Origin of the sequence: Cnuella takakiae, assembly GCF_001953305.1 — a bacterium.
In the GTDB taxonomy this organism is placed as follows: domain Bacteria; phylum Bacteroidota; class Bacteroidia; order Chitinophagales; family Chitinophagaceae; genus Flavisolibacter; species Flavisolibacter takakiae.
The window spans coordinates 246,923-264,626 of the sequence record NZ_MTFE01000010.1 but is presented as its reverse complement, the minus strand read 5'-3'; the positions used below and the strand labels follow the sequence as shown (position 1 = coordinate 264,626).

Here is a 17,704-nt window from a genome sequence, read left to right as displayed (position 1 = left end):
TTCAGTTATGGGCCAGGCGTTAAGGTAATAGCGCCGCTCAACTTAAGGGTTGGGATCCGATATTTATCAAGACGAAAATTTGGTAATTGCATGTAGTTGTGCAAATAGGTTGCACCGGCATGATGAACTTTTGTTCCACTCAACTATGACACTTCACGAAGCTATCAAACATATTCTGGTAAATTTTGGCCCGGCTACTCCGCAGGAGATCGCTGACAAACTCCATGAATACAACCTTTACAAGCGCAGGGATAATGAACTGGTAGCTGTATCTCAGGTTCGAACAAGGGTGTCTAAACATCCTGAGTTGTTCCGGGTACTTCCTGATGGAAAGGTTGAGTTAATGAGTTTAGCTTTTGAAAATCTTAAGAATGGTTTGAACAAAATTGCGGATCTGTTGCGGCAAAGCAGATTGGGTTCAGACCATTTGATTGAAGTATTATTACCCGCATTTGCAATCACCTTAAAATATGGAGATGTAAGCATCCTTGGATATTTTCACCAGGATAGCCTTGAAGCAAAAGAGCAAAGATTTGTGGACCAACTGATCCAGTTAGGACAATCACAACGCTTCTATGGTTTGTTTGATACCGCTATCAAAGCATTTCAGGGGATTGAACACCATGTGAAGAATACTATTTTTGAACTTTTATATCATTCAACGCTTTCACCAATTTATGTAATCAATCTTCGACATGAAGAATTAAGTGAAGAAGGGTATGAAAACCAAACTAGCGATTATTTCAGTCGGTACTCGATTGCTAATATTGATGAGGAGGATTTCAGAGATTTCTTTCTAAATCTTACCAACGAATTTTTTTGGAAGCGAAGGTTTAAAAATCTAGGGTCAACCCCAGCTATTGTTATAAAGCTTGCTCAAGCACTTGTCCAGATAAAGGACAATGAAGTGGTTTTTGATCCGTTTACTGGAAAAAGTACGCTTCTTGCTCAAATACTTAGAGCAGGTAACAACAAAGATTTTCAAACCGTCGTGGGAGATATTGACCCGGATGCAGTGCTTGTTTCAAAATACAATTTTGCAGTCTGTGGCTTTCGTAATGTGTTGGTCGCAAGGAAAGATGCATTTTGTGACTGGGCAGAGCAGGGATGGTTTAGCGATTGGTTTATCTCTAATCCCCCCTTTTTGGGTAGTATCATAAAGCGAGCTCATTCTTATCATTTTGCGGGTTTCGGAAATGATTACTATTGGTTGATCATCGAGATGGCCTTAGCGCATATCAAGCCAGATGGAAAAGCCTGCTTGATTTTGCCGGACCTATTGATCACTTCAAACGCTCATAAGTATGTAGCGCTTCGGAAACGTTTGATTTCGGAAAACCTTGTCGATGCAATTGTTCACCTGCCACAAGGTGCCTTTGCGCCTTATTCGCAGGTGCGTACAGTTTTAGTTATTCTCAACAGATCGAGGATGAGAACAGCGCGCCAAGAAGTTTTTACTTATGATGGCCGTGAAGAAACCCTGGAAGGTTTTGAAAAGATGATTTCCGTAATCGGAGCTCAATATCATCTGGAGCAATGGCGTCAACATGGCAATACCATTAACCTGGCTAAGGTAAAGGCCGTTGGATACACATTGGATGTGGCCGTTTTGAACGCCCCGGTTTACACCGAAGAAGAGGGTTACAGAACCGTTGGCGATATGCTGTCTGTTCCTGTTCAGAAAAAAGAAACTGCAAACCGAATAAGGGTTTACAGGCCCAGTAAAGCGCATCGGCCAACAGTTACAGATAAGGGGGCTATACCTTTATTTAATGCAAGCGACCTTCAGGTGGAGGGTGTGATAGGAAGTAAGCCTCCTGCGAAGTATGCTGCCCTCTGTAGGGAGCTGGAGCCTTATCTGGTTCCTGCCGGAACAATCCTGATCACTACGGAAGGAGCATTGTTAAAGCCTACTGTTTATAATGGACCAGACCCCGCATTGATAAGCAATCCGGTAATTGGGCTGCAACCCAATGTTGATAAAATGTTACCTCACTTCCTGGCCTATCAGCTTACACGGCCCTATTTTACTGATCAACTCAATCGGATTAGGAACCGGGCAGCCAAAAGGAATTTTCGTTTGGAGGACTTTTTTTCGCTCAAAGTGATGTGGGTGCCATTGCATCAGCAAAAAAAACTGGTTGATGAAATTCTTCTGAATGAAAGTCTGACTAACCGGGACGAAGCATCGATGCTTATTGGTGAGTTGAAGCATAAAGTAAAAGGACCATTAGGTAGCATCCAGTCGGCGGTGCTTCGGTTAGAGCAGTACTTAAAGCGGAAAGATGAGTCTTCAGAGCCCGTAAAGCTTACCGATTTAGCATATAGAATATTGCCTGGACAAAGTGAAGATCAGTATCAGCATTTTAATCTTGTAAATACTATTTCCCGGATCAACCAAAGTGTAAAACGAGTAGACGAAATTTTACGCCGTACTTATGATTTTACAAAAATCAAGAAAGAGGCATTGCAAATGGAATTAATTGATTTGTGGGAGTTTTTAGAAAAGGAAGTTGGTCCTGATTATGCTGATAAGTTCACTTTAAATATACAGGCGTTTGAAGGTAATCGTAATGCTCCGAGGGTATGGGTAGATAAGCACTTGTTGCAAAGCGTTTTTGAGAATTTTTTTGACAATGCATTTGTGCATGGCTTTCAAGGAAAACCATCTCATAAATCCATGATCAGGATATTCGGGATTACCAATCATAGGAATGATCCTATGGAAGTGTTTGTCTTTATCGAAAACAATGGTATAGCTACTAAGGAGCTTACTACCGAGAAGTTTATTGCAAAAGGATTCACCAGTAATGCAGCAAAGGGTGGGATGGGTATAGGAGGAGCATTTATTGACAAGGCATTGAAGGCAATGGGAGGGGCTTTCCTTGCGGTTGAAGATATATCCAAAGAGGTAGGTGAATTCAATATGCGTTTTTCATTTAAACTGAATGCTTATGAAAAATGATCTTGTTATTAATACGATCATTATCGACGATGATATAGACTATGCGACAGAATTAGCTGGCGCTGCCGCTGAGTACAACATTAGTTTGTTGCACTATGCCAACTTGCAATCAGCATTAGAAGAGATAGCCGATAATGCTTCAGTAGACTTTATCATCCTTGATGCTTTATGTCTAGTAGATGAAGAAGATACGGCGGTTGATTTTGACTTTGTAGGTAACGCCCTGCTTGGATTAAATGAGATCAACACCAAGCGTGATAAGCCAATACCTTTTTGTTTGAACACCGGTTTTGCTGACAATAAAAAGGTGACGAGGCATATCGGCAAACTGGATGTGTTTGAGAAAGTAACCGATCAAAGTAGGCTATTCCAATATATTGTTGATAGGATTACAAAATCCGATGAATACCTCGCAAGGCAACAGCATACTGAAATCTTTGAGCTATTTAAGAAAGGGTACCTGGATAAAGAAGTAGAATCGATGCTGGTTTCAGTGTTGTGTGCAGAGTTTGATCCCATTAGTGTTTCTTTAATCAAAGAACAAGCTACCCAGATAAGGGCGATACAAGAGGCGATCTACAAAAGCTTAAATCGGCTTTCTTCCAATATCTTGCCTGACAAATTCTTTCGCACCGGAAACGGAATGTTGGACTTTAATGCCGCCAAAAAATGGCTTTCAGGAAGACGGCCCGCTGATGATGGGAAAGAATTTACGGACAAAGAATTTGATTACCAGGGATCAGATTTGGATAATCTCTCTACTAGTATTTACTGGATTACGGGTAATTTAATCCATTACAGCCCGGATAGGGTTTACCAAAACTCCCGTTACACATTGGAAGCGCTTAAGTTTGCATTACTTGAACAGCTCTTGTGGTTTAGGCAGCTTGTCCAGAATATAGCTTCCACTTAAAATCATTCTTGAAGCAAAACCTACGCATTAAATTCCTTTTATCATTATGAACCACTCCGTTCACAACCGCCTCGTTTCCTTTATATGGTCCATTGCCGACGACTGCCTGCGCGATATATATGTACGCGGTAAGTACCGCGATGTGATCCTGCCCATGGTGGTGCTGCGCCGCCTCGATGCCTTGTTGGAGCCCTCCAAGGAAGCCGTGATGGAAGAACTGCGCTTCCAGAAGGAAGATGCCAACTTGAAAGAACTGGATGAAGCCGGCCTGCGCGATGCCTCTGGGTTTGTGTTTTACAATACCAGCGAGTGGACCCTGCAGCGCCTGAAAGATACCGCTACCAACAACCGGCAAATACTGGAGGCTAACTTCAATGCTTACCTCAATGGCTTTAGCGCCAATGTGCAGGAGATCATTGAGAAGTTCAAGCTGCGCGAGCAGGTTCGCCACATGGCTGTCAAAGACGTGCTGCTGAATGTGCTGGAGAAGTTTACCTCGCCAGCTATCAACCTAACTCCTTTTGAAAAGACTGATCCCGACGGCCGCAAGCTGCCTGCCCTCTCCAACCTGGGTATGGGTTATGTGTTTGAAGAGCTGATCCGGAAGTTCAACGAAGAAAACAACGAGGAGGCAGGGGAACACTTCACCCCCCCGTGAGGTGATTGACCTGATGACCCACATCGTGTTTGAGCCCGTGCAGGATGTGCTGCCTCCGGTAATGACCATCTATGATCCCGCCTGCGGATCGGGTGGTATGCTTACGGAGGCGCAGAACTTTATCAAAGATCCTGAAGGCGGCATCCGCGCTACTGGCGATGTGTACCTTTTTGGCAAGGAGATCAACGACGAAACCTACGCCATCTGTAAGAGCGATATGATGATCAAGGGTAATGACCCGGAGAACATCAAGAACGGTTCTACCCTCAGTAGTGATGAATTTGCCGGTAAGCATTTCGACTTTATGCTTTCCAACCCGCCTTATGGCAAAAGCTGGAGCAGCGAGGTAAAGAATATCAAGGATGGCAAAGACGTAATTGATCCTCGCTTTCGCATACAGTTGCCCGATTACTGGGGTACTATTGAAGAAGCCGACGCTATACCCCGTACCTCCGATGGGCAGCTACTTTTCCTGATGGAGATGGTGAACAAGATGAAGCCACTGCGCTTTTCGCCGTTGGGTAGCCGCATAGCCTCGGTACACAACGGCTCCAGCCTGTTTACCGGCGATGCGGGCAGCGGCGAAAGCAATATCCGCCGCTACATCATCGAAAACGACTGGCTGGAAGCCATCATCCAGTTGCCCAACAACCTGTTTTACAACACAGGTATCACCACTTATATCTGGCTCCTTTCCAATAACAAGCCTGCACACCGCAAGGGCAAGGTGCAGATCATTGATGCCGGCCAGCTCTATCGCAAGCTGCGCAAGAACCTGGGTAATAAAAACTGCGAGTTCAGCCCCGAAGATATCCGTGAGATTGTACGGGTGTACCGCGAAATGGAAGCGGTGGAAAAAAAGGTGGCCGACGCCACTGGCGAAGACGAAGGCATTGCTTCCAAGATCTTCGATAATTCAGACTTTGGCTACTACAAGGTAACCATCGAACGACCCAAACGCCTGAAGGCACAGTTCTCGGCCGCACGCATCGAAACACTGCGCTTCGACCGGGGCCTGCGTGAACCTATGCAATGGGCCTGGAGCGAGTGGGGCGAAGACCTGTATACGAGCTTGGGCCAACATGCAAAAGCCATTGCCGACTGGTGCGAAAAGCAGGAGCTGAACCTGAATGCCAAGCAAACTAAAGCGCTGACAAGCCCTGATACCTGGCAAAAAGGCCTAGGCCTGTTGCAAACGGCTAACCTGCTGATGGAGCGCATCGGGCAGGACGAATACAATGATTTCAACGCGTTTGCAGCCCTGGTGGACATGGAACTAAAAGCTATGAGTCTTAAGCTGGGTGCTTCCGAGAAGAACGCTATCCTCAATGCCGTAAGCTGGTATGATGCAGCCGCCGAGAAAGTGATCCGCGGCACCGTTAAGCTCACCGGCGAAAAGCTGACGGATTTGCTCCTCCTGCTGGGCTGTACCGAAGAGCAGTTGCCCGATTATGGCTACTATCCCACTGCTAAAAGAGGCGAGTACCTGCAATACGAAACAGAGGCCGACCTCCGCGATACGGAGAACGTGCCGCTGAAAGACAACATTTATCACTATTTCCTAAAAGAAGTAAGGCCCCATGTGTCCGAAGCCTGGATCAATATGGAAGCGGTGAAGATTGGTTACGAGATCTCCTTCAACAAATACTTCTACCGCCACAAACCCCTGCGGGATATTGAGCTGGTGACCGAAGAAATCTTGCAACTAGAGCGGGAAAGCGATGGATTGATTCACGACATTTTAAACCTGGGATGATGGAAGCGGTAATGAAAAAAGTTCGGGTTGAAAAGTATCCTGCTTATAAAGAAACAGGGGTTGAGTGGCTGGGAGAAATTCCTATGCACTGGCAGGTTCAAAGAGGCAAATGGCTATTTGTAAAACAAGAACGACCAGTAAGACCTGATGATGACATAGTAACCTGCTTTCGTGATGGACAAGTTACATTGAGGATAAACAGAAAAACTGACGGTTTTACTAATGCCTTAAAGGAGCATGGTTACCAAGGAATTAGAAAGGGAGACTTAGTTATTCATGCAATGGATGCTTTCGCTGGTGCAATAGGTGTTTCTGATTCAGATGGAAAGTCAACACCGGTTTATGCAGCATGTACTCCACGTGAAGAAGGGAAAGTCGATCCATATTACTACGCTTACTTCCTGAGAAGCTTAGCTAAAAATGGCTTTATCGAGTCATTAGCAAAAGGAATTCGTGAAAGGTCAACCGATTTCAGATATAGTGATTTTGGTGAACTGTTATTATCTCTCCCACCCATCGAAGAGCAAACCGCCATTGCCGCTTTCCTTGACCGCAAAACCGCCCAGGTCGACAAAGCCATTGTGCAAAAGGAAAAACTGATTGAACTGTTGCAGGAGCGCCGGCAAATCCTTATCCACAAAGCCGTTACCCGTGGCCTCAACCCGGATGTACGGATGAAGGACAGCGGGGTGGAATGGATTGGAGAGATACCGGAGCATTGGGAGATTTTAATAATGAACTATGCATTCAACGCTGTAGCTGATGTCGATCACTATATGCCTCCAACTAGAGAAAGTGGCGTGCCGTATATTATGACCGGTGACTTAGAAGAATTTGCAAGTGATATTAACTTTGAAAGCTGTAAGAAAGTAAGCCGAAGAGACTATTTAAATCTTTCAAAGAAGATTAAGAGTTCAATGGGCGACGTTATTTTAGCTCGTTACGCCACAATCGGAACTGCTTCTTATATAAACATTGATTTTGAATTTGTCGTTTCCTATTCCTGCGTAACAATCAAACCAAACCCAAGTAAACTGTTGGGATTGTATTTATTTTATTACATTAAATCTGATGCTTTTGCAATAGATATCCGGAATCAAATAAATACAAATACTCAAGGCAATGTTGGTATTGGAGATTTGAAAAAAGTAAAGTTAGTATTGCCTCCAATTAATGAGCAACTAGAGATTGTAGAAAAATTACAAAAAGAAAAAGAAAAGTTTAGTAAGCTTATTGAGTTGCAAAATCAACAAATAGAAAAATTTAGGGAGTACAAAGCAACGTTAATCAACGCCGCTGTAACCGGCAAAATCAAAGTGAGCTAAATACCAAACAACTGCTTATGAGCATACTGGCTAGTCTAGCATTGGATGCCGCAACAATCAATAACCAACAAACATCAAAATTTACCAACGAACCGGTAGAAGTAGTCAGCTGCACGCTCGAAGATTTATTGTTGGTGCAACAAAAGCCCTTACCAAGCAAATCCATCACCGGTCATATCAGCATCCCGGAATACCAACGGCCCTATGTATGGAAAGAACGGCAGGTAAACAAACTGTTGAACGACCTGGCGGAACATGCAAAGCTTCCTGTTGCGGAGCGACCGCTTTATTACCTGGGCAGCATTATTCTGCACCAGGATGGCGACAAGCTACACATCATTGACGGGCAGCAAAGACTTACTACCCTGCTGATCCTGAATTCTTTTTTACGCTATAAGGTAAACGCAAACATTGCTTACCATTTGCCGGAATCGATTGAAAACATCCGGCATGTGCACAGCTACTTAAAGGCTATTGCCAATGGGGAGGTGCCTGCCTTTGCAGACATTCATTTCGAGGATATTGTTTGCCTGGCACAAATCAATGTCACCTTGATCGTTACCCAAAGCGAAGACCTTGCCTATACCTTTTTCGAAACACAGAATACAGGAGGCGTACGCCTGAGCGGACCGGATATTGCCAAGGCGCACCACCTTCGGGCTATTGACAGCAACAAGACCATCGCTTACCAGGCTCGCAGGTGGGAACACTGGCCCCCGCAAAAGATAGAGCATTGCATCAAAAATCTGATCAAGGTCCGCTATTGGAACTTCAAAAGCTGGCAGGCTTTCCCGCTGTACCGCGATGAGCGAAGCATTAAGGAAACCATCATTGATGAATTCACCGAACGCACGGTGCATCAGGCAGAGGATCTTTCGTTTTACTATGCACTGGTGCAAAAGCAGGGACACCATGCTTTCCAAATGAATGAAAGCCCTTTCCGGCACATCAGGCAACCCTTGTATGATGGCAACAACTTTTTGGACTATATACAGGAGTACCTGGAGTTGCACGATATCCTGTTCCAAAGCAGCTCCGACCACCGGCTTCCCGATCCATTCATTTTGTTCAGGAATCAGCTGCTGCACGGCAGGGATGGTACCGTTTTCCTAAAAGAGCTGTATGAAATACTGCTCACCGCTTATGTCAGCCGCTTCGGCTTTGAAAGGCTGTTTGAAGCTGGCTTATGGCTGTATCGTTACGTTTACTCGTTAAGGGTGTCGATGGCCCGAAATGTAAGGGAAGATTCCATTTTTGCGTTTGCAAGGGCACAAATGATCGTAGATAAGATCCTTTATGCCTATACCATCAACGAAGTGCTGGATGAACTAAAGCAGTTTCGCTATGGCTTCGACACCGCCAATACGGAAGAAGGCCAATCGAAAGCAAAACATGTACAATCCGTTACCCGGTACTTCCACCTTCAAGGCATTGACACTTTTAGTTCGGCAAAAGAAATGTGTACGAACAACCTTTTTGACAAGGCGCTGGTAAGCGGCATTTACACTCTTCTAAAACAAAACAAACATGGCTGATACCCTGATGTTTGGAACCGAAATGGCCAACCTCTCCGCACTGGAAGGGCTCAACTTTAAAATACCTTCTTACCAACGCCCCTATGTTTGGGGACAGGAAGAAATCAGCAAACTGCTTTCCGACTTTTATAAGTCGTTCAAAACTGCATCTACTGAACCCTATTTTGTAGGTACCATCCTAACCAAAAGGAATGGTCAAGAGCTGGACCTAATTGATGGCCAGCAAAGGTTTACTACCCTTTGGATGATTGCCTATGTGTTTAAGAAGATGGGCATCAACAGCAAGTTGTCCTTTTTCCTGGAAGACGTTAAAAAGCAGCTTAGGTTAGGATTTGAGATCAGGACGGAAGTAGCCCGCTACTTGGGACAATTGCTGGGTCATGATCAGGGCGGTTTAGCAATAAGCAGCCATGAGATTGAGCAGTTGCCTTACCTAAGCAATGTTGCCGAAGGTTTGGCAACCATTGAAAATCTTATCCAACAAATGGACCGCACCGACTTACCGGCTTTTGGAAGCTATATCTATCAAAAGATCTGCTTTGTAAAAAACGAAACGCCGGAACATACCAACCTGAACAAACTGTTTTCCACCATCAATAGTTCAGGTGTTCAATTAGAGCAGTCGGATATCGTAAAAGCAAGCCTGCTGAAGATCATTGGCCAGGAGAAAGTGTTGTACAGCAAGATTTGGGAAGCCTGCCAGAACATGAACAACTTCTTTGAGCGGAATGCCCGTTCTGTGTTTCCCGAATCTAATTGGGCTGCCATCAACCTTTCTAAATATAAGGTCTTTGATCCGGCTGTTTTCTGGTACAAAGCAGGAACGGAAGTTGCCACCAACGATGATCAGTTCTCCCTGGATAACATTCTAAACAACAATACAAAGGTTTACCAACCAACAAAGACAGGTGCTGAAGTACAAACCAGTGAAGAGATATATTGCCGGTCTATTATGAGCTTTAGCCAGTTGTTGCTCCATACGTACCGGTTACACCTGCACCTGGAAGGGAAATCCGACTTTTCTGGAACCTTCCACGCCAATAGGCTCATAGAGGTATTTTCAGCCATGGCTAACCGGAATGATCCCGCTGAAATCAAACGCTTTTTTTACCGCCTTTGGGATGTTCGTTTTGTTTTTGACAAGTATGTAATTAAATGGATTTCTGACCTGGATCAAAAATCGGAACACCTGGAGCTAGTAAACATCAACAGAAATACCGAATCGTATTACACTCGCACCAACTATGTTTCCGCGGCATCCCTGATGCTGCAAAGCGTTTTGTATTTCACCGGCGATTACCTGCGACAGTTCTGGCTGACGCCTTTTTTAGGCTTTTTGCTTAGCAAAAAAGAAGACAACCTGGAAGCTAATGGTCCAGAAGTGCTGTCTGCGCTGGAGCGCATCGACAACCAGCTTTCCTTGTGTAAAAATCTTCCAGACAAGGATGCGTCCTTTCTCCTGCTTACTGCTGATTTGGAAGCTGATTTTGATTTTCAGACCTATTTGAACGAATCCAAGGGCACGAGCTTTCAGCACTATTGGTTTCAAAAGCTGGAGTATGTGTTGTGGAAGCGTTGGGCAAATCCCAATGATGGCAAGTTTCAATCGTATCGTATTACTTCCCGGAACTCAGTAGAACATATCTACCCGCAGCAGCCGAACACCCCATCAAAAATTGAGGATAATTTATTGCATAGCTTCGGCAACTTAGTGTTGCTCAATGTTTCCCAAAACTCGGAATACAGCAATAAGGAGGTGAATGTGAAACAGCAAGAGTTCAAAAACAAGCTTTTAACTTACGACACCTTGAAGTCATATTATATATTCAAAGGCAAGACCTGGCTAGCGGCTGATATTGAAAGCCACCAGGATGAAATGATCAAATATCTAGTGACCCATTACCAAAACTAATGTACATGCAACGTACCGCAACCCATAGCCAAACAAACGAACAGGCCCTTGAAGCCGCTATTGAAGTAGCCTTAACTGGCACCAGCCTCGAAAAGCTCAAAGACTTGGGTGTAACCACCGACGTTGCCGAAGCCGCTGTACCGTACCGGTCGGGTAGTAAGTTTTATCTGGGCGAACCGCAGGATTTTGATGCACAACTGGCAATCGACACCCGCCGCCTCTGGCATTTTCTGGAAACTACCCAAGGCAAGGAGCTGGATAAGCTGAAGGTGCAAGCCGACTGGCGCAAAACCCTGCTACACAGGCTGGACAAAATGATCCAACGCTACGGCACTCTGTATGTGCTCCGTAAAGGGTTGGATGTTGCCGATGCACATTTTACGCTATTCTACTCCGTGCCCCTTGCCAGCAGCAGCGCCGAAGTGTGGGCCCGTTTTGAGCAGAATGAATTTTCGGTAACCCGCCAGGTGCGCTACAACACCCTTAAGCCCGGCGAAGAAATAGACCTCGTCATTTTTATCAATGGCCTTCCCATCATTACCTCCGAACTCAAAAATGCCTGGACAGGACAAACCGCACGGGTGAACGGCATACACCAATACAAAACAGGTCGTGATGCTGCCCAGCCGCTACTGCAGTTTGGCCGCTGCCTGGTTCATTTTGCCGCCGACACCGAAGAAGTGTGGATGACCACAAAGCTGGCAGGCAGCGCTACTGTGTTTCTGCCTTTCAATAAAGGACATAAGGAAGGTGCGGGCAATCCGCCAAATGATAGTGGCCATAGAACCGCTTACTTGTGGAAGGAAGTGCTTACGCGCTATAGCCTGGGCGAGATCATTGAGCATTTTGTAACCTTGGAGGGCAAGCCTGCCGATCCGCTTGCCAAACGCAATCTGCTGTTTCCCCGTTACCACCAGTTGGATGTAGTACGCCGTTTGATTGGCGATGCTGCGCAAAAAGGCGTTGGTCAAACCTACCTCATCCAGCATTCGGCGGGCTCGGGTAAGAGTAATTCCATTACCTGGGCGGCTTATCGCCTTATTGAATTGTATCCCAGCACCGATAGCATCCCGGGCAGCAAAGGACTCACAGAGCCGCTGTTTGATTCGGTAATTGTAGTTACCGACCGCCGGGTACTGGATCGCCAGCTTAAAGACAATATTCGGGAGTTTGCTCAGGTGCGAAATATTGTAGCCCATGCTACCACTTCGGGTGAGTTAAAAGCCGCACTGGAAAGTGGAAAAAAGATCATCATCACCACCATTCAAAAGTTCCCACATATTGTATCAGGCATTGCCGATCTCAGCGACAAACGTTTTGCAGTAATCATTGATGAGGCACATAGTTCACAAAGTGGAAGCGCCGCAGACAATATGAACCGGGCAATGGGCAAGCGAGAGGAGGATGAAGACGAACGCGACGCCCAGGACCTGATCCTGGAAGCCATGCGTAGCCGGAAGATGCGGGGTAATGCTTCTTATTTTGCTTTTACCGCCACCCCTAAACCCACCACGTTGGAAAAGTTTGGTGAGGCGCAAGCAGATGGCAGCTTCAAACCCTTCCACTTGTACTCCATGAAACAGGCTATTGAGGAAGGCTTTATCCTGGATGTGCTCGCCAACTACACCACCTATCGGAGTTATTATGAGATTGAGAAGTCTATTGAGGATAACCCACTATTTGATACGGTAAGGGCACAGAAAAAGCTCAAAGCCTTTGTTGAGCGCCATGAGCAGACCATTGCCACCAAAGCTGAGATCATGCTGGAACATTTTCTGAGTCATGTGGTAGCGCCCAAAAAGCTAAAGGGAAAGGCAAAAGGAATGGTAGTCACCCAAAGTATTGAATCGGCCATCCAGTATTATTTCGCCATCAAAAAGCTTCTGGCGGAAAAGAGCAATCCTTTTAAGATCGTTATTGCCTTTTCCGGCAAAAAGCTGGTAAAGGGGCAGGAGTACACCGAGGAAAGCCTGAACGGCTTCTCCTCAGCTGATATCAAAGACCAGTTTGACACGGATGAATACCGTTTGCTGGTAGTAGCCAACAAGTTCCTTACTGGCTTTGATCAGCCCAAGCTTACCGCTATGTACGTGGATAAAAAGCTTCAAGGTGTGCTTGCAGTTCAGGCGCTTTCCCGCCTCAACAGGTCGGCACCCTGGCTGGGTAAAAAGACCGAAGACCTGTTTGTGCTCGACTTCTTCAACGAAGTGGAGGATATAAAGACAGCATTTGATGATTTCTACACAGCCACTACACTTAGCCGCGCTACAGACGTAAACGTACTGCACGAGTTGATGGGGCAACTGGAATTAGTGGGTGTGTACGAGTGGAGCGAAGTGGAGGAATTTGTAGCCGGTTATTTTGCCGGTGTGGATGCGCAGGAGCTAAGTCCAATTATTCAAACTGCAGCAGAACGCTTCAATAACGAATTGGAACTGGAGGACAACGAAAAGGCTGATTTCAAGATCAAGGCGAAGCACTTTGTAAAAGTGTATGGCCAGATGGCGGCACTCTTGCCCTATGAAGTAGTACGTTGGGAAAAGCTGTTCTGGTTTCTTAAGTTTTTGATTCCCCACCTGTTGATTACCGATCCCGTTGCCGGTGCTATTGACGAATTGCTCGATTCCGTGGATCTCTCTACCTACGGATTGGAACGCACCAAACTGGGGCACAGCATTGTGCTGGACCCTGCTGAAGCGGAACTGGACCCTGCCAACCCCAACCCTCGGGGTGCACATGGTGGCGATGCCGAGGAAGATCCACTGGATATCATTGTGCGCAGTTTTAATGAACGGTGGTTTACGGGATGGGATGCCACCCCTGAGGAACAGCGTGTAAAGTTTGTAGCCCTGGCCCGTCATGTACAGGAGCACCCCAATTTCCAGTCTCAGTACGTGAATAACCCTGATGTACAGAACCGCGAACTGGCCTTTAGCAAAATTGTGGCAGATGCCATCAATAAACAGCGCCGCACCGATCTGGATTTGTACCGGTTGTTTGCACAGGACGAAAGCTTCAGGCAGGCGATGTTGCAGGCTATGAGAAGAATAGTAGGCGGGTAGCTACATACCTGTTTTTATAATAAAATAATTTACTTGCAGGCAACTTGCGCAGATAGGCTGCACGGGTTGCCTGCAATTTTGAAAAAGCATACAACGCAAAGGGCAAAAGGAAACAATCATTTACATCAATAAATACTTGATGGCAAGCGCAACCACTACCAACGACATACTCAGCTTTCTTCACTTTCATACCCCAACCAAAGAGCAGAAGGATGCCCTCATTGCTATGGAGCAATTTGTGCAAGAAGATAATACCGATGATTTTTTAATCCTAAGTGGTGCGGCTGGTACGGGTAAGTCGTCTATTAGTTCTGCGCTTATAGGTTACTTAAATGACCGAAAGGTAAAATACAGCATTGTGGCACCTACCGGAAGGGCAGCCAGAATTTTAGGCCGGAAGGCGAAAACCGTTTCAAGTACTATTCACTCATTGATTTATTCACCGGAAAGCGATAAAGAAACTGCAGTTGTAAAGTGGACACCAAAGCCAAACAGGAGTGTAGCTTTCACCATCTTCATTGTTGATGAGGCCTCAATGATTCCGGCTTTACCTCCTAAGCAGAAAGATTCACTTTTTCAGTCAGATGACTCCTTGTTAAATCATTTAGCTGCTTTTGTAAAAGATGGGAATAAAAAGAACAAGATTATCTTTCTAGGGGATAAAAACCAGTTGCCTCCAATAGGTGAATCGACTTCATTAGCTCTTGATTCCACCTATTTGATCCGCAAGTTCAACTGGAGTGGAAACTTGTACAATCTTACAGAAGTAAAACGCGTAGAAGACGGTAGCTATATTATCAAAACAGCTACCAGGATCAGGGAAGCAATAGATAAAGGGGGCGCTTTACAACAAGTAAATGAAGGCACCCGTCATAAGAATACCTGGGATGCTGCCAGGGATTATGCAAAAAATTATGATGCGGGCAATCCGGATGCTGCCATAACGATCGGGCATTATCACGGAAGTAATAAATTCTTCAATGACGAAGTACGTAAGATTCTCTATGGTGCAAACGCACCTTATCTCCAAAAAGGCGACCTATTGATGGTAACTTCCAATTGGCGCAGGGGTGAGCATATGTTGTACAATGGCGACCACGTAGTGGTAGAAGCGGTTGATACTTCAAGGGTGGAAAATGTCGCAGGTATTCATTTTTTACCCATTTGTATCAGGGCAAAATCGATTTCTGGCGAGGAGCAGTTGATAGAAGACTATATGATGGTTGATATACTGCTTTCAAAAAAGCCTGAGTTGATGTCAGAAGCTGAGAATAAACTGCGTGGAGAACGATTCAAAAAGAATAAAATCTTCAGCGAGTCAGGTAATATTGAAGATGACCGATATGTGGGTGCCTTGTGCCTGGCATACGGCTATGCTATTACCTGTCATAAGGCACAAGGTGGTGAATGGGAAAAGGTGTATGTGAATACTTTTGGCGTGAAGGATAATAAGTGGCTGTATACAGCAGTGACACGAACAAGGGAAGATCTAAATATATTTTAATCAAGTTTTTATGAGTTTTGATAGTATTGGGATTGAAAATTTTAGAGTTTTTAATGGTGCCTATAATTTCAAATTAGCTCCGATAACTCTTTTAATAGGTGCAAATAGTAGTGGAAAGAGTTCTGTTCTCAAAGCCATTTTTTTGTTGCAAAACAGCTTTGAAGATTTTCGTAAGAATGGTGAAAGAGATATTGAAAATCCTTTTGCTGCTTTTTGCAAATTAAAGGTTAATGATCAACTAAACCTTAGCCATTTTGATAATTGGTTGAATGATCAACAAAAAGGCGCAGGAGTGATCACCTTTGCATTTCCCTTTCATTTCAAAAGTGTTTTGGAGGACTTTGTTTTCGAAATATCTTTTGTGAATGATCAGACCCTACGAAAGGGCGGCAGGTTGAGTAAGGTTCGAATTTTCGAGCAGATTACGAGTCGGGAAGTAGTATGCATTAGCAATGGTAATGTAAATGTCGATGTAGCATATTTATGGGAATGTGTGAAAAGGTATAATGTAGATTTTTTGGATAGACTTTCAATGTTCGATAGGGAAATAGAAGGAAAGGTAATTGAAAATTTTTTTGATCTAAATGACTGGGAAGTAGAAGAGGAAACAGGTACTTATTTTGGTTTGGAGTACCGCGTTGATGAGTTAATTGAATATTTCCTTACTTGTAAGGATTCAGATAATAATTTAGATAGAAGTCAGCAGCCTTCTATGGCTGATTTCATAAATATTCTCTCACAGGATCAAAAAAAGGATTTTAGTTTTCTACGTTCAGTTTTCCTAACTAAGAAAATATTTAATAATAAAAAATTTATAAGGTCATCCTTTATAAATGAATTACGCTTTATTAATCATCATGATTTGCCACTGTTGATTTATGATTGGAAATTCAAAGCCGATTATCCTCCTTCAATTTCCAAGAAGAATTTTCAGGTAATTGATGAACAGAAACATCAAGTAGAACAATTGCAGCGACAAGATTTAGATTACTTGTCTGATTATCTATCTACTGATTTTGTTAGCAAAGCTCATGATGAGCACAGCCTTACTGAAGACCTTACGGAAATATTTTGTCAAAAGTTACTCTTGGCTACTAATCCGATGAAAAGTGCGGACCAGCTACGGAAAATGTTAGGATTGTCAGCTTGTAATTTCCGTACCTATGTTGAACGGAAAAATATTGCAGCCCTTGAAGTAAACTTTCCTAAATTACTCTCACCTAGAGAGGCAGAGGATTACATAAAGCAGAATTCTTTAGAATCTAATCTTAATATATTTGTTGAAAAAATAATCTTGGAATCTCTTCAAGAGAATTTAAGCACAATCGTGCAAGATATTTCTCAGGTAATTTTCATTCCTCCATTTCGTAACGCAGTTCCGATGCGTTCATTTTCAGTTTCCGACAAACAAAATTATTTTTCACAAGTTCTAAAATCTCTATTAGAATCTTCTAAGGATCGCTTGGAAAGTATGACAGGGTTTGTTGGAGATGTGTTACAGCAAATGGCTATTGCCGATACATTGAACTTGTCTATAAATAAAGACGGAGATGCTGTAGGTGTTATTCTTAGAAAAAATGGTGTTGAACGTAATTTGGCTGACTATGGTCATGGTGTAGGACAGTTAATTCCAACATTACTCCGGATTGCATTTGAATATGATAGAGTTCAAAATGCAGCTAGCAGAAATGTTAAGGATACTTTCAATACAATGATCGTTCTGGAGGAGCCAGAAACCAACCTGCATCCAGCATTACAATCCAAACTAGCTGATATGCTTTTCCTTATTGTACAAAAACTTGGTTGCAAACTCTTGGTAGAAACACATAGTGAATACCTGATTAGGAGGCTTCAAGTGCTAACAATAGATAATGCATCGGAGTTAGAACCTAGCGACACTCAAATTTATTACTTCTATCCACCTGATGAGGTGCCAGAAGGAGAGTCTCAAGTTTATTCAATTGAAATTGAAGAAGATGGTAGCCTTACAAGAAATTTTGGATATGGTTTTTTTGATGAGTCATCAAGATTAACTATTTCTCTCTACCAGTTTAATAAAAGCAGCAAAAATTAA

General features: G+C 44.1%; 10 protein-coding genes. All 10 read left to right on the top strand.

Annotated features, from left to right (window positions below; all coding sequences use genetic code 11):
* The first annotated feature begins 145 nt into the window (after nt 1-145).
* The 10 genes from BUE76_RS01445 to BUE76_RS01405 all read left to right on the top strand — a co-directional run bounded on the left by BUE76_RS01445 (nt 146) and on the right by BUE76_RS01405 (nt 17,704).
* The gene (locus tag BUE76_RS01445; protein WP_073039372.1) at nt 146-2,965 is read left to right on the top strand and encodes an N-6 DNA methylase; all 2,820 of its coding nucleotides are present in this window, start codon (nt 146-148) and stop codon (nt 2,963-2,965) included.
* Nucleotides 2,955-3,878, top strand: a complete 924-nt coding sequence (locus BUE76_RS01440; RefSeq protein WP_073039371.1) for a hypothetical protein — start codon at nt 2,955-2,957, stop codon at nt 3,876-3,878. Before BUE76_RS01445 ends, BUE76_RS01440 begins: the two co-directional genes overlap by 11 nt.
* A 46-nt stretch (nt 3,879-3,924) precedes the next feature.
* Nucleotides 3,925-4,536, top strand: a complete 612-nt coding sequence (locus BUE76_RS24690) for a type I restriction-modification system subunit M N-terminal domain-containing protein (RefSeq protein ID WP_216820606.1) — start codon at nt 3,925-3,927, stop codon at nt 4,534-4,536.
* Between the two features lies 1 nt (nt 4,537).
* On the top strand, nt 4,538-6,292 hold the full coding sequence (locus BUE76_RS01435; protein WP_216820737.1) for an HsdM family class I SAM-dependent methyltransferase: 1,755 nt from the start codon (nt 4,538-4,540) through the stop codon (nt 6,290-6,292).
* Nucleotides 6,292-7,617 (top strand): restriction endonuclease subunit S, encoded by a 1,326-nt coding sequence (locus BUE76_RS01430; protein WP_073039370.1) that lies wholly within the window; start codon nt 6,292-6,294, stop codon nt 7,615-7,617. Before BUE76_RS01435 ends, BUE76_RS01430 begins: the two co-directional genes overlap by 1 nt.
* Nucleotides 7,618-7,634: 17 nt before the next feature.
* Entirely contained in the window at nt 7,635-9,152 is a 1,518-nt protein-coding gene (locus BUE76_RS01425; protein ID WP_083596306.1) for a DUF262 domain-containing protein, read from the top strand.
* The gene (locus tag BUE76_RS01420; RefSeq protein WP_073039368.1) at nt 9,145-11,064 is read left to right on the top strand and encodes a DUF262 domain-containing protein; all 1,920 of its coding nucleotides are present in this window, start codon (nt 9,145-9,147) and stop codon (nt 11,062-11,064) included. The genes BUE76_RS01425 and BUE76_RS01420 overlap by 8 nt, the downstream gene beginning before the upstream one ends.
* Nucleotides 11,065-11,069: 5 nt before the next feature.
* Entirely contained in the window at nt 11,070-14,126 is a 3,057-nt protein-coding gene (locus BUE76_RS01415; RefSeq protein ID WP_073039500.1) for a type I restriction endonuclease subunit R, read from the top strand.
* A 139-nt stretch (nt 14,127-14,265) separates the two neighbouring features.
* The gene (locus BUE76_RS01410; RefSeq protein ID WP_073039367.1) at nt 14,266-15,630 is read left to right on the top strand and encodes an ATP-dependent DNA helicase; all 1,365 of its coding nucleotides are present in this window, start codon (nt 14,266-14,268) and stop codon (nt 15,628-15,630) included.
* A 10-nt stretch (nt 15,631-15,640) separates the two neighbouring features.
* Nucleotides 15,641-17,704 (top strand): DUF3696 domain-containing protein, encoded by a 2,064-nt coding sequence (locus BUE76_RS01405; RefSeq protein ID WP_073039366.1) that lies wholly within the window; start codon nt 15,641-15,643, stop codon nt 17,702-17,704.

Coding starts and splice junctions, on each gene's coding strand:
- BUE76_RS01445 (WP_073039372.1), top strand. CDS start 146: ATGACACTTCACGAAGCTATCAAACATATTCTGGTAAATTTTGGCCCG.
- BUE76_RS01440 (WP_073039371.1), top strand. CDS start 2,955: ATGAAAAATGATCTTGTTATTAATACGATCATTATCGACGATGATATA.
- BUE76_RS24690 (WP_216820606.1), top strand. CDS start 3,925: ATGAACCACTCCGTTCACAACCGCCTCGTTTCCTTTATATGGTCCATT.
- BUE76_RS01430 (WP_073039370.1), top strand. CDS start 6,292: ATGGAAGCGGTAATGAAAAAAGTTCGGGTTGAAAAGTATCCTGCTTAT.
- BUE76_RS01425 (WP_083596306.1), top strand. CDS start 7,635: ATGAGCATACTGGCTAGTCTAGCATTGGATGCCGCAACAATCAATAAC.
- BUE76_RS01420 (WP_073039368.1), top strand. CDS start 9,145: ATGGCTGATACCCTGATGTTTGGAACCGAAATGGCCAACCTCTCCGCA.
- BUE76_RS01415 (WP_073039500.1), top strand. CDS start 11,070: ATGCAACGTACCGCAACCCATAGCCAAACAAACGAACAGGCCCTTGAA.
- BUE76_RS01410 (WP_073039367.1), top strand. CDS start 14,266: ATGGCAAGCGCAACCACTACCAACGACATACTCAGCTTTCTTCACTTT.
- BUE76_RS01405 (WP_073039366.1), top strand. CDS start 15,641: ATGAGTTTTGATAGTATTGGGATTGAAAATTTTAGAGTTTTTAATGGT.